The organism is Curtobacterium sp. MCBD17_023 (assembly GCF_003224415.1).
GTDB lineage: Bacteria > Actinomycetota > Actinomycetes > Actinomycetales > Microbacteriaceae > Curtobacterium.
This window is the reverse complement of record NZ_QKLJ01000011.1, coordinates 53648-71751: the sequence shown is the minus strand read 5'-3', so window position 1 is coordinate 71751 and position 18104 is coordinate 53648. Positions and strand designations below refer to the sequence as shown.

Annotated in this window: 17 protein-coding genes and 1 tRNA gene; 3 read left to right on the top strand and 15 right to left on the bottom strand. The window is 72.8% G+C overall.

Annotation, left to right across the window (positions count from 1 at the left end; translation table 11 throughout):
* Nucleotides 1-28: 28 nt before the first annotated feature.
* The 6 genes from pheT to infC all read right to left on the bottom strand — a co-directional run bounded on the left by pheT (nt 29) and on the right by infC (nt 5911).
* Nucleotides 29-2521: a phenylalanine--tRNA ligase subunit beta gene (gene pheT / locus DEI84_RS12140; protein ID WP_110891004.1), complete on the bottom strand. Its 2493-nt coding sequence runs from the start codon at nt 2519-2521 to the stop codon at nt 29-31.
* The gene (gene pheS, locus DEI84_RS12135; RefSeq protein WP_110824424.1) at nt 2521-3561 is read right to left on the bottom strand and encodes a phenylalanine--tRNA ligase subunit alpha; all 1041 of its coding nucleotides are present in this window, start codon (nt 3559-3561) and stop codon (nt 2521-2523) included. The genes pheT and pheS overlap by 1 nt, the downstream gene beginning before the upstream one ends.
* Nucleotides 3562-3621: 60 nt before the next feature.
* The gene (locus tag DEI84_RS12130) at nt 3622-4485 is read right to left on the bottom strand and encodes an RNA methyltransferase (RefSeq protein WP_110824043.1); all 864 of its coding nucleotides are present in this window, start codon (nt 4483-4485) and stop codon (nt 3622-3624) included.
* Between the two features lie 86 nt (nt 4486-4571).
* The gene (rplT, locus tag DEI84_RS12125) at nt 4572-4955 is read right to left on the bottom strand and encodes a 50S ribosomal protein L20 (protein WP_110824044.1); all 384 of its coding nucleotides are present in this window, start codon (nt 4953-4955) and stop codon (nt 4572-4574) included.
* A gap of 29 nt (nt 4956-4984) precedes the next feature.
* On the bottom strand, nt 4985-5179 hold the full coding sequence (gene rpmI / locus DEI84_RS12120) for a 50S ribosomal protein L35 (RefSeq protein WP_110824045.1): 195 nt from the start codon (nt 5177-5179) through the stop codon (nt 4985-4987).
* 60 nt (nt 5180-5239) lie between these two features.
* Entirely contained in the window at nt 5240-5911 is a 672-nt protein-coding gene (gene infC / locus DEI84_RS12115) for a translation initiation factor IF-3 (protein ID WP_110824046.1), read from the bottom strand.
* A gap of 280 nt (nt 5912-6191) precedes the next feature.
* Between infC and DEI84_RS12110 the strand changes: the two genes are divergently transcribed.
* A complete protein-coding gene (locus tag DEI84_RS12110; protein ID WP_110824047.1) occupies nt 6192-6572 on the top strand; it encodes a DUF1844 domain-containing protein in 381 nt (126 codons plus the stop codon).
* Nucleotides 6573-6683: 111 nt separating this feature from the next.
* On the opposite strand, the gene DEI84_RS12105 is transcribed toward DEI84_RS12110, so the two are convergent.
* The gene (locus DEI84_RS12105; RefSeq protein ID WP_110891003.1) at nt 6684-8003 is read right to left on the bottom strand and encodes a phosphotransferase; all 1320 of its coding nucleotides are present in this window, start codon (nt 8001-8003) and stop codon (nt 6684-6686) included.
* A gap of 137 nt (nt 8004-8140) precedes the next feature.
* On the opposite strand from DEI84_RS12105, the gene DEI84_RS12100 reads away from it, so the two are divergent.
* Nucleotides 8141-9991: a glycoside hydrolase family 2 protein gene (locus tag DEI84_RS12100; RefSeq protein WP_110891002.1), complete on the top strand. Its 1851-nt coding sequence runs from the start codon at nt 8141-8143 to the stop codon at nt 9989-9991.
* A gap of 120 nt (nt 9992-10111) precedes the next feature.
* On the opposite strand, the gene DEI84_RS12095 is transcribed toward DEI84_RS12100, so the two are convergent.
* Nucleotides 10112-10963, bottom strand: a complete 852-nt coding sequence (locus tag DEI84_RS12095; RefSeq protein ID WP_110891001.1) for an alpha/beta fold hydrolase — start codon at nt 10961-10963, stop codon at nt 10112-10114.
* A gap of 171 nt (nt 10964-11134) precedes the next feature.
* Here DEI84_RS12095 and DEI84_RS12090 point away from each other — a divergent pair, with 171 nt between their 5' ends.
* Nucleotides 11135-12331, top strand: a complete 1197-nt coding sequence (locus tag DEI84_RS12090; RefSeq protein ID WP_258371773.1) for a hypothetical protein — start codon at nt 11135-11137, stop codon at nt 12329-12331.
* A gap of 42 nt (nt 12332-12373) precedes the next feature.
* Here the strand turns inward: DEI84_RS12090 and DEI84_RS12085 are convergent, their stop codons facing one another.
* The 7 genes from DEI84_RS12085 to DEI84_RS12055 all read right to left on the bottom strand — a co-directional run bounded on the left by DEI84_RS12085 (nt 12374) and on the right by DEI84_RS12055 (nt 18086).
* On the bottom strand, nt 12374-13174 hold the full coding sequence (locus tag DEI84_RS12085; RefSeq protein WP_110891000.1) for a CPBP family intramembrane glutamic endopeptidase: 801 nt from the start codon (nt 13172-13174) through the stop codon (nt 12374-12376).
* An 84-nt stretch (nt 13175-13258) separates the two neighbouring features.
* On the bottom strand, nt 13259-14329 hold the full coding sequence (locus tag DEI84_RS12080) for an amidase domain-containing protein (RefSeq protein WP_110890999.1): 1071 nt from the start codon (nt 14327-14329) through the stop codon (nt 13259-13261).
* Between the two features lie 79 nt (nt 14330-14408).
* Nucleotides 14409-14831, bottom strand: a complete 423-nt coding sequence (locus DEI84_RS12075; RefSeq protein WP_110824053.1) for a VOC family protein — start codon at nt 14829-14831, stop codon at nt 14409-14411.
* A gap of 61 nt (nt 14832-14892) precedes the next feature.
* Entirely contained in the window at nt 14893-15720 is an 828-nt protein-coding gene (locus DEI84_RS12070) for a hypothetical protein (protein WP_110890998.1), read from the bottom strand.
* Nucleotides 15721-15984: 264 nt separating this feature from the next.
* Nucleotides 15985-16057, bottom strand: a tRNA-Ala gene (locus DEI84_RS12065).
* Between the two features lie 74 nt (nt 16058-16131).
* A complete protein-coding gene (locus DEI84_RS12060; protein WP_110890997.1) occupies nt 16132-17280 on the bottom strand; it encodes a hypothetical protein in 1149 nt (382 codons plus the stop codon).
* Nucleotides 17281-17426: 146 nt separating this feature from the next.
* Entirely contained in the window at nt 17427-18086 is a 660-nt protein-coding gene (locus tag DEI84_RS12055) for a GNAT family N-acetyltransferase (protein ID WP_110824056.1), read from the bottom strand.
* Nucleotides 18087-18104 lie beyond the last annotated feature (18 nt).

Genomic DNA, 18104 nt, shown 5'->3' with positions numbered 1-18104 from the left:
GCGACCCCGGGCGGTGATCCGTCGTGGATCAGTCGCGCAGGGTCGCCCCGAATCGCTCGCCGGCACGTCGGACAGCGCCGTCACGGGCCTCGGAGGCCTCGGCAGCGGTCAGCGTGCGGTCCGTGGCGCGGAAGCGCAGCGCGAACGTCAGGGACTTCTGTCCCTCGTCCAGGCCGGCGCCGCGGTAGTCGTCCACGAGCCGAGCATACTCCAACAGCTCCCCGGCACCAGCGCGCACCTCGGCGAGGACGTCGCCGGCCGGGGTCGCGACGTCGACCACGAGGGAGAGGTCCTGCGTCGCCGCCGGGTAGGAGACGATCGCCGCGACCTCGACGACGTCCGGCGCCGCGGCCACGAGGGCGTCGAGGTCGAGCTCGACGACCGCGACCACCCGGGGCAGGTCGGCGTCCGCCGCCAGCTCCGGGAGCAGCTCGCCGGCGACGCCGACGACGGTGTCCCCGACCAGGAGCGACGCCGCACGACCGGGGTGCAGCGAGGGGTGGGTCGTCTGCGCCACGGTGAGCTCGACCCCGACCGCCCAGGCGACGGTCCGCGCGACGTCGAGGGCGTCGGCGATGCCGAACGGTTCCGCGACGACGCCCGGCTGCTTCACGACCGCGTTGCCGAGCAGGAGCGCGCTCAGGTGGAACGGCTGCGCGGGCAGGGCTGCGTCGAGCGCGGCGAGGATCTCGGGTGTCGGACGCTGCGCGCCGACCGGTACCTCCGCGGTCCCGAGCGCGACACCCTGCTCGGGCAGGAAGACACGGGACGTCTCGTACACGGCGAGGTCGACGAGTCCGCGCGACACGTTGCGACGCGCCACGTCGACGAGGGCCGGCACGCCGCTGCGGCGGAGGTGGTCCTGCGCGCTGTCGAGCGCGTTCGCGAGCACGACGCTCGGTCCGCCGGCGGCGTCGATGCCCGGGTACGCGGCAGCGGTCGCGGCGGAGACGAACGGAGCGGTCACGACCTCGGTGAGCCCGGCGGCCGCGAGGGCTGCCGACACCCGACGGCGGGCCTGCTGGTGCAACGTGAGACCACGACCGGGAGGCGCGACGGGCAGCACGCTCGGGATGCGGTCGTACCCGACGATGCGGGCGATCTCCTCGACCAGGGAGACGTCGTCCACCAGGTCGGGGCGCCAGGTCGGCGGCGTGACGGCGAGCACGTCGCCGTCGACCTCCACCGTCGCGCCGATCGCCCGGAGCGTGTCGAGGACCTCGGCGTCGGTGTAGGCGACACCGATGAGCTCGGCGGCCCGACCGGCGCGCATCGCGACGGTCGGACGGGGGCGGTCGTCGACCAGGGTCGACCCGAGCGGGTCCGGCGTGCCGCCGGCGAGGTCGACGAGGAGCTCGACGGCCCGGTTCGCCGCGGCCTCGGCGACGAGCGGGTCGACGCCGCGCTCGAACCGGCGCGAGGCCTCGCTGGGCAGCTTGTGTCGCCGGGCCGAGCGGGCGATCGACACCTGGTCGAAGCCGGCGGCCTCGATGAGGACGTCGGTGGTCGCCGCGGTGATCTCGGTCCGGGCACCGCCCATGACGCCCGCGAGACCGACGGCGCCGGCGTCGTCCGCGATGACGAGGTCCTCTGTGTCGAGCGTGCGTTCGACGTCGTCGAGGGTGGTCAGGCGCTCCCCGGGGGTGGCCCGACGGACGGTCAGGCCGCCCTGCAGCGTCGCGAGGTCGTACCCGTGCAGCGGCTGCCCGAGTTCGAACATGACGTAGTTCGTGATGTCGACGGGCAGCGAGATCGAACGCACGCCGGCCAGGGTCAGGCGGGCGACCATCCACGCCGGGGTCGGCCGGGTCGCGTCGATGCCGCGGACGACCCGGGTGACGAAGGTGTGCGCGCCGACACGACCACGGATCGGGGCGGCGTCGTCCACGGTCACCGTGAAGCCGTCGCCGGTGCGCGGCAGGACTCGGTCGACCGGGTCGGAGAAGGTCGCACCGGTGGCGTGCGCGTACTCGCGGGCGACGCCGCGCATGCTCATGGCGTAGCCGCGGTCGGGCGTCACGTTGATCTCGACCGCGGCGTCGTCGAGGCCGAGCAGCGCGATCGCGTCCGCCCCGACCTCGGGCTCCATGCCGAGGTCGGCGAAGCGGAGGATGCCGTCGTGCTCGTCGCCGAGACCGAGCTCACGTGCGGAGGCGATCATGCCGTCCGACACGTGGCCGTACGTCTTCCGGGCCGCGATCGGGAACGGACCGGGGAGCACGGCGCCGGGCAGGGTCACGACGACGAGGTCGCCGACGTCGAAGTTGTGGGCACCGCACACGATGCCGCGGGGCTCGGACTCGCCGACGTCCACCTGGCACCAGTTAATGGTCTTGCCGTTCTTCTGCGGCTCGGGCACGCGCTCGAGCACCCGACCGACCACGACGGGCCCGGTCAGGTCGAAGGTGTGCACGGACTCCTCCTCGAACCCGACCGACACCAGGGCGGCGTGGACGTGCTCGAGCGAGACGTCGTCGGGCAGGTCGACGGACTCGCCGAGCCAGCGGAGTGGGACGCGCATCAGACCACCGTTCCGAACTGCTGTGAGAAGCGGATGTCGCCCTCGAGGAAGTCACGCATGTCGTTCAGGCCGTTGCGGAACTGGAGCGTCCGCTCGATGCCCATGCCGAAGGCGAAGCCCTGGTACTCGTCCGGGTCGATGCCCGCGGCGCGCAGGACGTTGGGGTTGACCATGCCGCAGCCACCCCACTCGACCCACCGCGCGCCGCCCTTGGCGTTCGGCTGCCAGACGTCCATCTCGGCGCTCGGCTCGGTGAACGGGAAGTAGTTGGGGCGGAGCCGGATCTGCGCTTCGGCCCCGAACACCTGACGCGCGAAGTGCTCGAGCGTGCCGCGCAGGTGCGCCATCGTGAGGCCCTTGTCGATCGCGATGCCCTCGACCTGGGTGAAAACCGGCAGGTGCGTGGCGTCGAGCTCGTCGGCGCGGTACACACGGCCCGGCGCGATCACGTAGAGCGGGAGCGCGCGCGTGAGCAGGGAGCGGATCTGCACCGGTGAGGTGTGCGTCCGCATGAGCAGGTGCCGGTCGACCGGCTCGACGAAGACGGTGTCGGCCATCGCCCGGGCCGGGTGGTCCTGGTCGAAGTTCAGGGCGTCGAAGTTGAACCACTCGTGCTCGAGCTCCGGCCCCTCCGCGACCTCCCACCCCATGCCGACGAAGACGTCGGCCACGGTCTCGTTGAGGAGCGAGAGCGGGTGGCGCGAGCCCGGCGTCCGGCGGGACGGCAGCGCGGTCACGTCGACGCGCTCCGACTCGAGCCGCGCACGTTCCTCGGCCTCGGCCAGCACGGACTCCTGCGCGGCGACCACCTGGGCCACCTGTCCGCGGGCCTGTCCGACGAGCTTGCCCGCCGCGGCCTTCTGCTCCGGCGGGACACTGCGCATCGACGCGTTCATCCGGGCGAGCGTCGACTGCTCACCGGTGTGCTCGGCACGGGCCTGCTTCAGCTCCGCGACGGTGGTCGTGGCGCGGACGGCGGCGAGGGCCGCGTCCACGGCGTCGGCGACCGCCGATTCGCTGATCTCGAGAGGTTCTGACACGAGACCCAAGCCTACCGGCCGTCGGGATACCGCCGTCCTGCACCAGGCGGACGGTCGCCGTCAGTCCGTGGCTGTGGAGGGACGGGTCCGCTGTGCGAACGCGCTCTCGTAGAGGCACACCGACGCCGCGGTCGCGAGGTTCATCGACTCGGCCCGCCCGTAGATCGGCACCTTGACCGCGCGGTCGACGAGCGCCAGGTCCTCCGCCGTCAGTCCGCGGGCCTCGTTGCCGAACACCCACACGGTCGGCCCGTCGAGCATGCCGTCGGCGCGGACGTCCGGCAGGTCGTCGCCGGAGACGTCGGCGGCCAGGATCGTGTAGCCGAGCCCGCGGGCACGCTCGACCGCGTCGGCCAGGGTCACCCCGACGGAGACCGGCACGTGGAACAGCGACCCCGTGGTCGAGCGCACGACCTTCGGGTTGTACGGGTCGACACTGCGTCCGGTCAGCACCACGGCGTCCGCGCCGGCGGAGTCGGCGGCCCGGATGATCGTGCCGGCGTTCCCCGGGTCACGGACCTCCTCGAGGATCGCGACCAGTCCGGGCAGGGCCTCCGAGGCGTCGGCGTCGGCGTCGACCCGGGCCTCCGCGCGGGCGTCGGGGAAGACGTCCTTCACGGACGTCGGGAACTGCTGGCACACGGCGACGACGCCCTGCGGCGTGACGGTGTCCGCCATCGCGTCGAGCACCTGCTCGGTGACGAACCACGTGTCCACGGGAGCGTCGTCCAGCCCGTGGCGCGCCGCAGCGGTCGGGGTGACGTACAGCTCGCGGAGGAGCTCGGGGCGGTACTCGATCGCCTCGCGCACGGCCTGCGGCCCTTCGAGCAGGAACAGCCCGGTCTCGGCGCGGACGTCCTTCTTGGCCAGGGCGGCCACGGCTTTGACACGGCCGGCACGGGGGTTCTCGAGGAGATCGCTCACGTGCTCAGTCTAGGAACGACCCGACCCCGGGAACGACGGGACCCCCACTCCGTCGGAGTGGGGGTCCCGGTGCACGGTGACGTGACTCAGGCTGCCTTCGGCGCCGAGGTGTCGGCCGGCAGGGCCTTCTTGGCGGTCTCGACGAGCGCCGCGAACGTCTCGGCGTTGTTCACCGCGAGGTCCGCGAGGATGCGACGGTCGACCTCGACGCCGGCCAGGTTGAGACCCTGGATGAGGCGGTTGTAGGTCAGGCCGTTCGCACGCGACGCGGCGTTGATGCGCTGGATCCACAGGCGACGGAACTCGCCCTTCTTCGCGTGACGGTCCCGGTACGCGTAGACGAGGGAGTGGGTGACCTGCTCCTTCGCCTTGCGGTACAGGCGCGAACGCTGGCCGCGGTAGCCCTCGGCGCGCTCGAGGATGACGCGGCGCTTCTTGGCGGCGTTGACCGCTCTCTTCACTCTTGCCATTGATCTGTTCCTTTACGTTCCGGGACGGCTCAGTGGCCGAGGAGCTTCTTGACGGCCTTGACGTCGGCCTTGGCGAGGACCTGGTCCTCGTTGAGGCGGGCCTTGCGCTTGGCGGACTTGACCTCGAGGTTGTGGCGCATACCGGCCTGCTGCTTCATGATCTTGCCGCTGCCGGTGACCTTGAAGCGCTTCTTCGACCCGGAGTGGGTCTTCTGCTTGGGCATCGTGTGCCTTTCCGTGGGGTGGATGGGGGCCGCGCGAGCGCGGGATCGGTCTGGGAGGACCTATTCGGCCGAGGAGTCGGCCGGAGCTGCTGCGGCGGTCCCGGACGTGGTCTCGTCCGCCGGCTTGGTCTTCGCGGAGTGCTCGGAGGCCTTGCGCTCCGCCTTCTCGGCGGCACGCTTGGCGTTGAGCTCGCCCTTGACGTCCGACTTGTTCTTCAGCGGCGCGATGATCATCGTCATGTTGCGGCCGTCCTGGGTCGGACGCGACTCGACGACGCCGAACTCGGCGATCTCCTCCGCGAACTTCTGGAGGAGTCGGACACCCTGCTCGGGACGCGACTGCTCGCGACCGCGGAAGAGGATCATCGCCTTCACCTTGTCGCCACCGAGGAGGAATCCCTCGGCACGCTTGCGCTTCGTCTCGTAGTCGTGCACGTCGATCTTCAGGCGGAAGCGGACCTCTTTCAGGTCGGTGTTGACCTGGTTGCGGCGGGCTTCCTTGGCCTTCTGAGCGGCTTCGTACTTGAACTTGCCGTAGTCCATGATCTTGGCGACGGGCGGCTTCGAGTTCGGCGCGACCTCGACCAGATCCAGCTCGGCTTCCTGCGCGAGGCGCAGTGCGACGGCGATGGGGACAACGCCGACCTGCTCGCCCTGGGGACCGACGAGTCGGACCTCGGGGACGCGGATTCGGTCGTTGGTACGGGGATCGGTGATGCGGAGCTCCTTCAATCAGGTGGTGGCCGTCCGGGGCGTGTGCCCGGGACGACGGCACGAGAGAGGAGATCTGACGCACGGATCGCAGACCCGTTCGGCAGCCGCCCGACGCCGACCCTTGCGGTCCGGCCGACCGGGGCCCACGTCGTGAGCACCGGCGGAGCGGTGGTGACCCGGTAGCCTTGGTGCAGCCACGGGTGGGAGGAACTCCTCTTTCGTGACACCGTCCTGACTCCCGGAAGGATCCGGGCGCGCGGACAGCGTCTGCCGTCGGCGAGTCTAGCAGAGGAGCACCGTGACCGACACCCCGAGCAACCAGGCCCCCGGATCCGACGAGGACGGGCTCGACGGCGCGGGCGATGCCGCCAGGGACATCTCCGAGGTCCCCGCGATCGAGCTCGTCAACACCGTGGCCGTCCACCTGCTCAGTGCCGCCGCCGTCAAGGTCGGCCTGGCGGACGACCCCGAGCGACAGACCGACCTGGACGAGGCCCGCAAGCTCATCACCTCGCTCGCCGGCCTGGTCACCGCTGCGGCCACCGAGATCGGCGACCAGCACGCCCGTCCGCTGCGCGACGGGCTGCGCTCCGTGCAGCTCGCGTTCCGCGAGGCCTCGGCCATCCCGGACGCGCCGGGCAAGGGGCCGGGCGAGAAGTACACCGGTCCCGTCAACTAGCCCCGGACCTCCCCGGTCGGACCCGGGCACGGACCGGACGCGGACGGACCGGACGTGGACGGACGGGAGGCCCGTGGCGGTGTCGCCACGGGCCTCCCGTCCGGTGTGCGGTCAGCCCGCCGAGCGTGCGACCAGTCGGTCCACGGCCGCGACCGGGATCCCGACCCACGTCGGACGGTTGCGCGCCTCGTACACGACCTCGTACACGGCCTTGTCGAGCTCGAACGCGTCGAGCAGTGCCCGGTGCGCGCGCAGGTCGGCACCGCTGCCCCGCGCGTAGCCGTCGAGGAAGGCGTTCCGCGCCTCCTGCGCCCAGTCCCCGGTGTCCACGGGATCGTCGTCGTGTGCGAGCGCACCCGCGACGTAGTCGAACGAGCGCAGCATGCCGGCGACGTCCCGGAGCGCGACGTCCGGACGCGAGCGTTCGGGCATCGGGCGGAGCGGCTCGCCCTCGAAATCGAGGAACACCCAGCCGCGGGGCTCCGGGGCCGACAGGACCTGCCCGAGGTGCAGGTCACCGTGGATGCGCTGCATGGTCGGCCACGGCACGGACGCCGCACGGTCGTACACGCGGGCGACGGCGGCGGCGTGGTCGGCGACCTGCGGCACCTCGGCCGCGGCGGTCTCGAGTCGGCGGCGCATGGTCGCGACGGCCTCGTCCACCTGCTCCGGGCCGGCGGTCGCGGTCGGCATGGCGTCGGCGAGGACGGTGTGCACCTCGGCGAGGGCCGCACCGAGGCGGTCCGCGGCGCTCGCGAAGGACTCGCCGCCACGGGCCGCGGTCAGGGCCACGCGCCAGGCGTCCTCGAGGCCGGGCAGGAACTCCTGCGCGAAGGCGAGGTGGCCGTGTGCGGTGCCGCCCGGCTGCCCGTCGTCCGGCCACTCCCCGGCGAGCGCGCCGAAGGTCCGGGGCACGCGCTCGGACCCGGCCGCCGAGAGCGCCCGCTGCGTGGTCACGTCGGGGTTGGCGCCGTCGTGCAGCACACGGAAGACCTTCGTGATGACCTGGCCGCTCTCCTCGGTCCCGCAGATCACCGAGGTGTTCGACTGCTCGCCGCTGAGCACACGGGCGTCGGAGACGGGGCCGATGTGGTCGCCGTCGGCCTCGATGCGTCCGAGCAACCAGCGTGCGTAGGCGACGTCGTGCGGGCCGTCGTAGACGTGTGCGCCGTCGACCTCGGCCACGAGGGCGTGCGCGAGCTCGGGGACGGGCGTCTGCCGGATCGTGAGCGGCACCTGGTACAGGACCGCTCCGGTCGGGGCGTCGTCGAGCACGTAGAGGGTGCGGATGCGGGCGTCGGCGGTGTCGTCGCTGTCCTCGGCGAGGACGCGGACCCGCGGGGTCCCGCCCTTCGCCGCGTACCAGCGTTGGTCGGCCATCCAGCCGGCGACGGCTGTCTCGAGGGGGTCGGCGTGCACGGCGTCGGTCATGTCGGGGACGGTACCCGTCGCGGCTGCACCGGTCCGGGGGTTCGGCCACTCCGTGCCGTCCGCCCGCCACTCCCGGGCGCTGTCCGGTTTGCATGCGCCGCCTTTACATCGATGTACCGCACGACCAGCATGGAGCCATGAACGCGTACCCCGGCAACGACGCCGCACCCGCACTCCCCGTCGCGACCCGCCAGGACGGCGAGTACCCGCGGCCGCAGATGATGCGGTCCCACTGGGCGGACCTCGACGGCACCTGGTCGTTCCGGAACACCGGGGACGACCCCTCGTGGCGGGACGGGTTCCCCGACGCCCGGGACATCGTCGTCCCGTTCCCGCCGGAGTCCGTGGCGTCCGGCATCGACGAGCCCGGGTTCCACCCCGTGGTCTGGTACGCGCGGACGATCACCGCCGCCGACCTCGCGGCCGCCGGCCACGGCGCCGACGCACCGCGCCTCCTCCTGCACTTCGGCGCCGTGGACCACCGCGCACGCGTCTGGGTCGACGGCCGGTTCGTCGGCGACCACGAGGGCGGCCACACCCCGTTCACCCTCGACGTCACCGACGCCCTGACCGGCGACGGCACCGGCACCGACGGCGACCACACGCTCGTCGTCCGCGCCGAGGACGACCCGCACGACCTCACCCAGCCCCGCGGCAAGCAGGACTGGCACGAGCAGCCGCACGACATCTGGTACCGCCGGACCACGGGGATCTGGCAGACCGTCTGGCTCGAGGCGGTCCCGACCACGGCCGTCCGGTCCGTCCGGTGGACGAACGTCGACCACGAGACGATGCGGCTCACCGTCCGGCTGGCGGGCCCGCACCCGGCCGGCACGCGGCTCCGGGTCGAGGCGCACTGGGCGGAGCACGACGAGCACCTCGCCACGGTGGAGGTCGCCGTCCAGCCGACCGCGCACGAGGTCGACCTCGTCGTGCCGATCGCCCGGCAGGCGAACGGGCAGGCCGAGCAGGAGCTGCAGTGGAGCCCGGACGCACCGCACCTCGTCGACGCGGTGGTGTCCCTGGTGTCCGCCGACGGCGCACCGCTCGACGCCGTGAGCTCGTACTTCGGCATCCGCACCACCGCGGTCGGCAGTGGCCGGTTCCTGCTCAACGACCGCAGCATCGACGTGCGCAGCGTGTTGAACCAGGGCTACTGGCCGGAGTCGCACCTGACCGCACCGACCCGCCAGGCCCTCCGCCGCGAGGTCGAGCTCATCAAGGAGCTCGGCTTCAACGCGGCGCGGAACCACCAGAAGATCGAGGACCCACGGTTCCTGTACTGGGCCGACCGGCTCGGCCTCATGGTCTGGGGCGAGGCACCCGGTGCGTACGCCTTCTCCCCCACGGCCGTGCAACGCCTGATGCGCGAGTGGATGGACGCGGTGGAGCGGGACGCCTCGCACCCCTCGGTCGTCACCTGGGTGCCGGCGAACGAGAGCTGGGGCGTGCAGCACATCGCCACGGACCCCGCGCAGCAGGCGTACGCCCGTGCCCTCGCGGACGTCACGCGGGCGCTCGACCCGACCCGGCCGGTGATCTCGAACGACGGGTGGGAGCACCCCGACTCGGACATCCTGTCGGTGCACGACTACGAGGGCGACGGGGAGCGGCTCGCCCGCACGTACGCCGACGACACCGCGCGGGCCCGGCTGCTCGCCGGCATCGGTCCGGCGGACCGTCCGATCCTGGTCGGTGGGGCGGTGGACCGCGGCCAGCCGGTGATGCTGACCGAGTTCGGCGGCGTGAACCACCAGCCGGGCGTGCAGCGCGACGACGCCTGGGGGTACACGACCGCGGCGGACGGCGACGACTGGATCGCCAGGATCACCGCCCTCTACGACGCGGTGCGCGCGAGCTCGTTCCTCGCCGGCAGCTGCTGGACCCAGCTCACCGACACGATGCAGGAGACGAACGGTCTGCTCAACGCGGACCGGAGCCCGAAGGAGCCGATCGAGCGGATCCGCCGGGCCGTGCTCGGCCGCTGACCGCGGCGGTCCGCCGAACGGGTGGCGGAACCGACGGGTGGCGGAACGGACGGGAGGCCCGTGACCGGTCGGTCACGGGCCTCCCGTCCGTTGCCGGCACCGAGGCGCCGACGGACGCGCCTACGCCGCGAGGAAGCGGAGCACCGCCTCGTTCCACTCGTCGCGGTGCGACGCGAGCACGCCGTGCGGGCCGCCCTCGATGACGTGCAGCTGCGCGTCCGGGATCGCCTCGGCGGTCCGCTTGCCGGACACCTCGAACGGCACGATGCCGTCGGCGTCGCCGTGGATGACGAGCGTCGGGACGTCGACCTTCGTCAGGTCGTCGCGGAAGTCGGTCGTCGCGAACGCCGCCGTGCAGTCGAGCGTGCCCTTCGGCGAGGCGAGCTCGGCGATCGCGAGGTCGTAGGCGCGCTGGTCCTCGCTCACGAGCGGCTTGTGGGTCAGCGAGACCTTGCCGCCGGCGGTGTAGAACATGTCCACGAACTCGTGCAGGAACGCCGGGCGGTCGCCCGTGATGCCCGTCGCGAACCAGTCGGCGAGGTCCTGGTCGACGCCGCCCTCGGGGTTGTCGTCGGACTTCCACAGGTACGGCGGGACGGCGCTGGCGAAGACGAGCTTCGCGACCTTGCCGGTGCCGTAGGTCGACACGTAGCGGGCGAGCTCGCCGCCGCCCATCGAGAACCCGATGAGCGTGACGTCCGTCAGCCCGAGCTCCGTGATGAGCTTGTCGAGGTCCGCGGCGAACGTGTCGTAGTCGTACCCGTTCCACGGCTGCGAGGACTGACCGAACCCGCGGCGGTCGTAGGCGATGACGCGGTGCCCCGCGGCGACGAGGGCCGGGACCTGGCCCTCCCACGAGCGGCCCGACAGCGGCCAGCCGTGGATGAGGACGACGGGGTCGCCCGTGCCGAAGTCGTCGTAGTGCAGGTCGATGTCGTGCCCGTTCTCGGCTCCGACGGTGATGAACGGCATGCTGCCTCCGTGGTGGTGGTTTCCAGGGAACGACCGCGATGCAACGCCCGGCCTCTGGACGCGACCTGGCCGGTGCGGCGAACGGACAGCGGACCGTCTGCCAGGATCGGGCAGGTGACGGACCCGGCGGCGACGACCCGAGCCTCCCGGCGGGCCCGCGTGGGGCGGACGGTGACGGCCGTCCTGGAGGCCCGCCACAGCGGGTGGACGACTCCCCTCCTCCTGTGGCTGGCCTCGCGCATCGTCAGCACGGTGCTCCTCGGTTCGGTCTACTGGCTCGCGACGGCGAACGGGTGGCACTTCGGCTCGTACCGGCGTGACCCGTCGTTCGCCACCTTCTCGGGCTCGTGGGACGCGTCCTTCTACCGGACCATCGCCGAGCACGGGTACCCGCGCGACCTGCCCACCGACGGCGACGGGCACGTCCTCCCGAACCCGTGGGCGTTCCTGCCGCTGTTCCCCGGCGTCGTCCGGGTCCTCATGGCGCTGACGGGGTCGTCGTTCTGGGTGGCGGGGCTCGTCGTCGCCACCCTGTGCGGTGCCGGGGCGTGCGTGGTCCTGTTCCGCCTCGTCCTCGCGGTCGCGGACGCCCGACGTGCGCGGTGGGCGACCGCGTTCTTCGCGTTCGGCGCGACGGGTTTCCTGCTGCAGGTCGCGTACGCCGAGAGCATGATCCTGGTCCTGCTCTTCGGCGCACTGCTCGCGCTCGTGCGCCGGCGGTACTGGCTGGTCGCCGTCCTCGGTGTGCTCGCGGCGGCCGCCCGCCCGGGGGTGCTGGCGCTCGCCGTCGCCCTCGCCGTGCACCTCGTCGTGCGGGAGGTCGCCGCCCGGCGTGCGGGAGGCGGCCGACCCGGCGGGGAGCCGTTCCGGTGGCGGGATCGCGGCGCGGTCGTCGCCGCAGGGCTCGTCGTCGCGGCGGCGGGGCTCGCGTGGCCCGTGGTCGCGAGCGCGGTGACCGGTCGTCCGGACGCGTACCTCGAGACGGAGTTGTCGTGGTGGGTCGGGTTCGTCGGCCGGCAGCACTTCGCACCGCTGACGCCGTGGTTCCTCATGGCGGGGACGTGGCTCGGGCCCGCGGGCATCGTGCTCGTGGTGCTCGTGCTCGCCGGGGCCGCGTGGTTGTCCTGCCGACGGGGCGTCCGCGCGCTCGGGCCCGACGTCCTCGGCTTCACGGTCGCCTACGTGGCGTACCTGGTGGCGGTGTTCCTGCCGCAGCAGAGCCTGCCCCGCCTGCTCATGCCGGTCGCGCCACTGCTCGCCGCCGACACGTTCACCGCGACCCGACGACGGGCGACCGGGTGGCTCGTGGTCGGCGTGTGCCTGCAGGCGGTCGCGGTCGTCCTGCTCTGGTTCCTCGGGTTCCCCTGAACCCGGGCACCGGCGCCCGACCCCGGACGCGGGCCTCGTGCCTCAGGCGCCGGTGCCGGAACCGCGGCGCGGACCCGGGGTGCGGAGTGCGACCACGAAGCCGATGACGGCAGCCACGGCAACCGCCAGGGTGGCCCCGGCGTTGAGCAGGAACGGCATCCCGTCGACCGTCTGGCTCCGGAAACCGAGGAACGCGTCGTACAGCACGTGGAGCAACACGGCCCCGAGGAGCGACCCGGTGACCCGACGGGCGAGGTGACAGGCGGAACCGAGCAGGAACGTCGTGAGGACCTGGAACGCGCTGCCGTCCGCGTTGAAGGCGTGTGCCAGGGCGAAGGTCGCGGTGGCGACGAGCCACACCACCCACTCGGGCGCGACCCGGCGGAACCCCGCGACGAGGACCCCACGGAAGACGAGCTCCTCGACGAGGGCCACGGCGAGCACACCGACGAGGAGCGCGCCGAGGTACCCACCGGCATCGGCCCGCAGGGGTGTCGTGAACGCGACGAGCGTCACCGCGGTGAACACGACGAGCACGCCGACACCCCACCACGACCGCGCGCGAGCGGGCTCGGTCAGGACGGACCGCCACCCGCCGAGCGCGGACACCACCACGACGAGGACCACCAGCACGAGCCCGTCGCCCAGGGCCTGTCGGAGCAGTCCGGCCGTCGAGCCGAGCGGGTTGCCGCCGGCCCCGCCGAGCAGTGAGCCGACGACGAGCAACAGGACCGGCAGGAGCACGGCGAGCCCCGCGCTGACCACGGCGGCCACGACGTCGGACCGGACGCGGGCGGGGAAGGCCGGACCGCGGTCGGTCTCGCGGAGTGCAGGTGCGGGCACGGGATCCCCTCTCGTCGCGGTACGAGGACACCCGTGATGGTACCGACGCGCCGCACCCTCCGTGCCGTGCGGAGGGTCCGGTCCCTACGCCGCGATCGTGTGGAACCAGGCGGTGCCGCCCGGGTGCTGCACCGTGATCATCTCGTCGAGGTCACGGTACGGCCCGTCCTGGTTGTGGCTCGCCGACTTGATGCGGATCGTGCCGTCGGCCTCGGTGAACACCTCGGACACGATGGTCGTGTGGTCCGGCGAGCCGTTGCCGTTCCAGTCGAACATGACGATGTCGCCGACCGCGACGTGCTGGCGTTCGTCCGAGGTCCGGCGGGTGAGCCCGAACGTGGCCGCGTTCTGGTCGAGCCACGGGTCCATGGCCGGGCAGTAGGTCCACGTCGAGGAGTGCTCTGCACCGCCGGCCCGGTTGTACCAGTCGGCGCGCTGCTCCCAGCCGCGGGCCTCGAGCGTCTGGTTGACGTAGTTCGCGCAGTCCCCGCCGATGGGGTTCATCGTCCCGTACTCGGCGGTGTTGTAGTCGGCCCAGTGCCGCATGGCGTACTCGAGCTGGCGGTCGACCGCGGTCTGGGCCGCGTAGGCGACGGTCGTGGTGGCGACCGCGGTGCTCGCGTCCGGAGTGGCCGCGGCCGTGGGGGTCGGCGTGCTGGCGGCACCGTCCTGTGTGGCACCCACCTGGCCGTCGTTCGCCTGGCTGCCGTTGCCGTCCGAGGTCCGGTTCGCGGACGGGACCGGTTCCACGGGCTCGGTGAACAGCGCGACGTCGGCCGACCCGGCGGTGTACATGGCCTGGTGCGGCGCCGTGAACGTGACCTTGCCCGCTCGGGCGACGACGTCCCGTGCGGCGACCCCGCCGACGGTGACGCCCTTGACGACGGCGAGCCCCGACCCGGTGACGGTCACGGTGACGCCGCCGGCGAGGGGCAGCTCCGCCGGCTCGACCGTCGTGGCCGAGGGGCGCGCACTCGCGGCTCCGGTCGACGACGAGCCCGACGACGTCCCGCCGGCCGGTGCCGCGCCGGACGACCCCGGCGTCGACGAGGACCGGAGCCCCGGCCCGTCCGTGGAGCAGGCCGCGGCGACGAGACCGACACCGGTGATGCCGGCGAGGGACAGGAGGGTGCGGCGCGTGATCGGAGCAGTCATGACCGGACCAGGCTATGCGACGTCGTCCCGGGATCGACCGACCGCACCGCCGGGAGCAGCGCGGGGTCAGGCAGCGGGGTCAGGCAGCGGGAGCGCTGACGTTCACGAGCCAGGTGATCCCGAACCGGTCGGTGACCATGCCGAACTCGTCGCCCCACGGCGCCTGCGTGAGTGGTTCGAGCACCCTCCCGCCGACGGACAGGGCCGCGAAGTACCCGCGCAGGTCCTCGGCGTCGTCAGCGTCACCGGAGACGGACAGCGAGATGTTGTTCGTCTCCGACCGCCCCATCGACGCCGGGGTGTCCGACGCCATGAGCACGTACCCCCGCGTCGTCTCGAGCTGCCCGTGCATGACCTTGTCCGCGTCGGCCGGGTCTCCGTCGGCGCCCATCTCGGCGAAGGTACCGATCCGCAGCTCACCGCCGAACACCGACTGGTAGAACTCGAGCGCCTGTCGGGCGTCGTCCCGGAAGCCGAGGTAGGGGTTCAGTCGCGAGGTCATGATGGGCTCCTTCGTCCGTCGCCTCATCGTGACAGCCGACCCGGAGCCCCGCAAGGACCGATCAGCGGCAGGAGACGTCGCGGTCGATCGTGGTGGAGCCGTACGCGGCCTCGATCTGGGTCATCACGATCGTGCCGCCGGACAGCGGGGTCCCCGAGCAGGCCCGCCGTGCCTTCGTGGTCGTGCTCTTGCCGAGGGCGATCCAGTTCGACCGGCCGTACAGCGTGCTCGACGAGCTGACCGACCCGGCGATGGTCTTCCACTGCGACGGCGTCGAGTAGATGCCGATCATCCGGACCCCACCCGCCTTGAGTCCGGCGATCATGCCTTCCATCGCGGCACGGTTCTGCGCCGTGTCCTTCTGGTACGAGAGCCCTACCTCGACGTCGAGCCACCAGCGGTACGCGGCGGGGCGGCCGATGCCGCGGATCGTCACGTCGTCGTAGCCGCGCGCGTACCCGTACATGAACGAGCACGCGAGGGTGAGCTGCTTCGCACCGCCCTTGGTCGAGCACCGACCGAACCGGTTCGTCGGCGCGGTGCCCTTGTAGGTGTTCGACTTCGGCCACACCGACGCCTGCAGGCCGGGGTTGGCGAACAGGACGTAGAGCTGGGTCTTCGGCTGGGTCGATCCGCCGACGGAGCCCGCGGCCCAGGCCAGCTGCTCGGCCAGGCACGGGTTCGTCGTGTTGCCGAGCGATCCGTTCACCCCGACGATGCCGAAGGCCTGTCCGGTCGGGACCGTCTTCCCGCACTGCGGCCACGAGATGTCCACCCCGGTCGGGGTGACGGCGGCGGAGGCCGCGGCGGTCGGGCCTGCGACGGCGACACCGGCTGCGATGACGACGGCGGTGACGACGGTGGCGACGAGACGACGCACGCGGTTCATGCTTCTCCCCCTGACGTGCCCGAGCGGGCGGCGTGCCCGAGCGGGCGACGTGCCCGATCGGGCGACGTGCCCGAGCGGACGATGGTGCTCGGTCTGGCGACGGTGCCCGGCCGAGTGGCGGCTCCCCCTCGGGACCACCTGTTGTGGCGCTCGGGGAGTCTAGGGGCCGAGCACCCGGCACCGACACCCCCCGTTGCGGGCTGTGGACGGCCGGCAACGAGAACGGCCCGGAACCAATCGGTTCCGGGCCGTCGTGCTTCTCGGTGGAGCTAAGGGGATTCGAACCCCTGACCTTCTCATTGCGAACGAGACGCGCTACCAACTGCGCCATAGCCCCGAGTGCTCGACAACGATAGCACCGGGTCGCGGCGATCCGGTAATCGGGCCGCGGCGGCCGGGCGTGCCGTCCGGTCAGACCGCTCGACGGCGTCGCATGATCGCGTCGAGGTCCGTCTGTCCGTACGCGTCGTCGCCGATCACGCCCATCCCGGCCCAGCGGCTCGGGGCGGCGGGGGCGACGGCCTCGTCGGTCGCGGAGGCAGCCGGACCGGGCGCAACCGGACCGGGCGCAGCCGACGCACCGGGCGCGGGCGCACTCCGGGGAGCGGGCGACCCGGCGGTCGCGGCACGGAGCCCGAGCCGCTCCGCGAGCCGCCCCTGGTCGTGCGAGGACAGCGCCGCGGCGGCCTCCTCGACGTCGGCACGCATCCGCGACACCCGGGCGAGCGACGGGTCGGCCGCAGCGGCTCGGACGGCAGCCGCTTCTGCCTCCGCCTCGGCCTTCGCCTGGGCCACGCGGTCGCGCAGCCGGGCGGCGAGTTCGGCCGACGACTCCGGGGACGGATGGGGTCGGGTCGGCGTCTGCACGTACAGCGGCTTCGGGATCGGCCCCGGCGTCCAGGTGCGGTCCGCGGGCGCGGCCGTCGGCTGGTCGGTGGAGAGCGGCGGCGCCGGGTCCGTCCACGCGGTGGTCGGCCGGGAGGCCCGGGTCTGCTCCGCCGCACCGGCCGCGGCCCGTCGACGGCGCGCGGTCGCGACCTGGTGCAGCTGTGCGAGCACGGCCGCGGAACCACCGGCCGCGACGAGTCCGGCCACCGCGAGCAACCAGGCGCCGGGGGCGACGACGAGCACGACCACCGCGAGCACGAGCCCGAGCGTGCCGAGCGTCGTGGCACCGAGACGTGAGCGACGCATGCGCATCGCGGTCAGGGCGGGCACCGAGGACGCCTTCTCGAGCACGGGCGCCTGGGCGGCGAGGCGACGGGTGATCTCCCGCTGCCGTGCGGCCTCGTGGGCGCGGACGATCGCGGCACGCTTCGCCTCCTCGGACCGGGCGACGCGCTGCGCCTCGGCGAGGGACTTCGCGTTCAGTTCGACGCGCACCTCGTCCGGCAGCTCGGCGGTCTGCGCCAGGATGCGGAGGGTCTGCTGCAGTCGGATCGCGTTCCGCTCGGTGGCGAGGTACTCACGACGGGCCGCCCACGCGGGCATCAGGTACACGACCCAGAGCACGGCCGCCACGAGCAGCACGACGCCGCCGCCCCAGGTCCCGATTCCCATGGGGGCAACGGTAGGGGGAGCGCGCCGCCCGGACGCCCATTGCCGGGAGCGTGTCGAGCGAGTCGTGACGGATCCGTCGGCGGCTCGGCGGGCCTCCCGGCCACGCCGGGGTCACCGGGCCGCGACGCGACCCGTCCCGTGGGTCGTCAGCCGCGCGGCGAGACGGGCAGCGGCACGCCCGCCTCGTCCCAGGCCTCCTGCGGCACGCGGCCGGCACCGTGCGGCACCTGCCCGCGGACCCAGCGGTCGAGGACGCCCTCGCGGATCTCCTCCGCGACGAGGCCGAAGCAGAAGTGGTCGCGCCAATCGCCGTTGATGTGGATGTACCGGCGGCGCAGGCCCTCGTACCGGAAACCGAGCTTCTCCACGACGCGGAGGCTCGGGGCGTTCTCGGGACGGATGCAGATCTCGAGACGGTGGATGCCGACGGAGCGGAAGCAGTGGTCGGTCGCCAGCGCGACCGCGGTCGGCGTCACGTTGTGGCCGGCGGCGTCCTGCACCACCCAGTACCCGATGGAGGCGCTCGCGAGCGACCCGTACGTGATCCCGGAGACGTTCAGCTGGCCCACGAAGCGTCCGTCCAGTTCCATCGCGAACGGGAGGCCCAACCCGGCCCGGGCGTTGGCCTGCAGCGCGCGGATGCTCCCCTTGACGTCGGCGGACGCGAACCCGGAGGGGTTCGTCGCCTCCCACGTGCGGAGCCACGAGCGGTTGCCGGCCAACGCCAGGTCGAGCTCACGGGCGTCGCGGATCCGGAGGGGGCGGATGGTGACCCGCCCGTGGGTGAGGGTCGGGATCGTCGTCATCGCTTCTGGTTCCTCCGG

Excerpts from the sequence above, each read along its gene's own strand:
- rpmI (WP_110824045.1), bottom strand. The coding sequence starts at position 5,179 with ATGCCCAAGCAGAAGACCCACTCCGGGTCGAAGAAGCGCTTCAAGGTC.
- DEI84_RS12070 (WP_110890998.1), bottom strand. The coding sequence starts at position 15,720 with ATGAACCGCGTGCGTCGTCTCGTCGCCACCGTCGTCACCGCCGTCGTC.
- DEI84_RS12075 (WP_110824053.1), bottom strand. The coding sequence starts at position 14,831 with ATGACCTCGCGACTGAACCCCTACCTCGGCTTCCGGGACGACGCCCGA.
- DEI84_RS12055 (WP_110824056.1), bottom strand. The coding sequence starts at position 18,086 with ATGACGACGATCCCGACCCTCACCCACGGGCGGGTCACCATCCGCCCC.
- DEI84_RS12080 (WP_110890999.1), bottom strand. The coding sequence starts at position 14,329 with ATGACTGCTCCGATCACGCGCCGCACCCTCCTGTCCCTCGCCGGCATC.
- DEI84_RS12105 (WP_110891003.1), bottom strand. The coding sequence starts at position 8,003 with ATGACCGACGCCGTGCACGCCGACCCCCTCGAGACAGCCGTCGCCGGC.
- pheT (WP_110891004.1), bottom strand. The coding sequence starts at position 2,521 with ATGCGCGTCCCACTCCGCTGGCTCGGCGAGTCCGTCGACCTGCCCGAC.
- DEI84_RS12100 (WP_110891002.1), top strand. The coding sequence starts at position 8,141 with ATGAACGCGTACCCCGGCAACGACGCCGCACCCGCACTCCCCGTCGCG.
- rplT (WP_110824044.1), bottom strand. The coding sequence starts at position 4,955 with ATGGCAAGAGTGAAGAGAGCGGTCAACGCCGCCAAGAAGCGCCGCGTC.
- DEI84_RS12095 (WP_110891001.1), bottom strand. The coding sequence starts at position 10,963 with ATGCCGTTCATCACCGTCGGAGCCGAGAACGGGCACGACATCGACCTG.
- DEI84_RS12060 (WP_110890997.1), bottom strand. The coding sequence starts at position 17,280 with ATGGGAATCGGGACCTGGGGCGGCGGCGTCGTGCTGCTCGTGGCGGCC.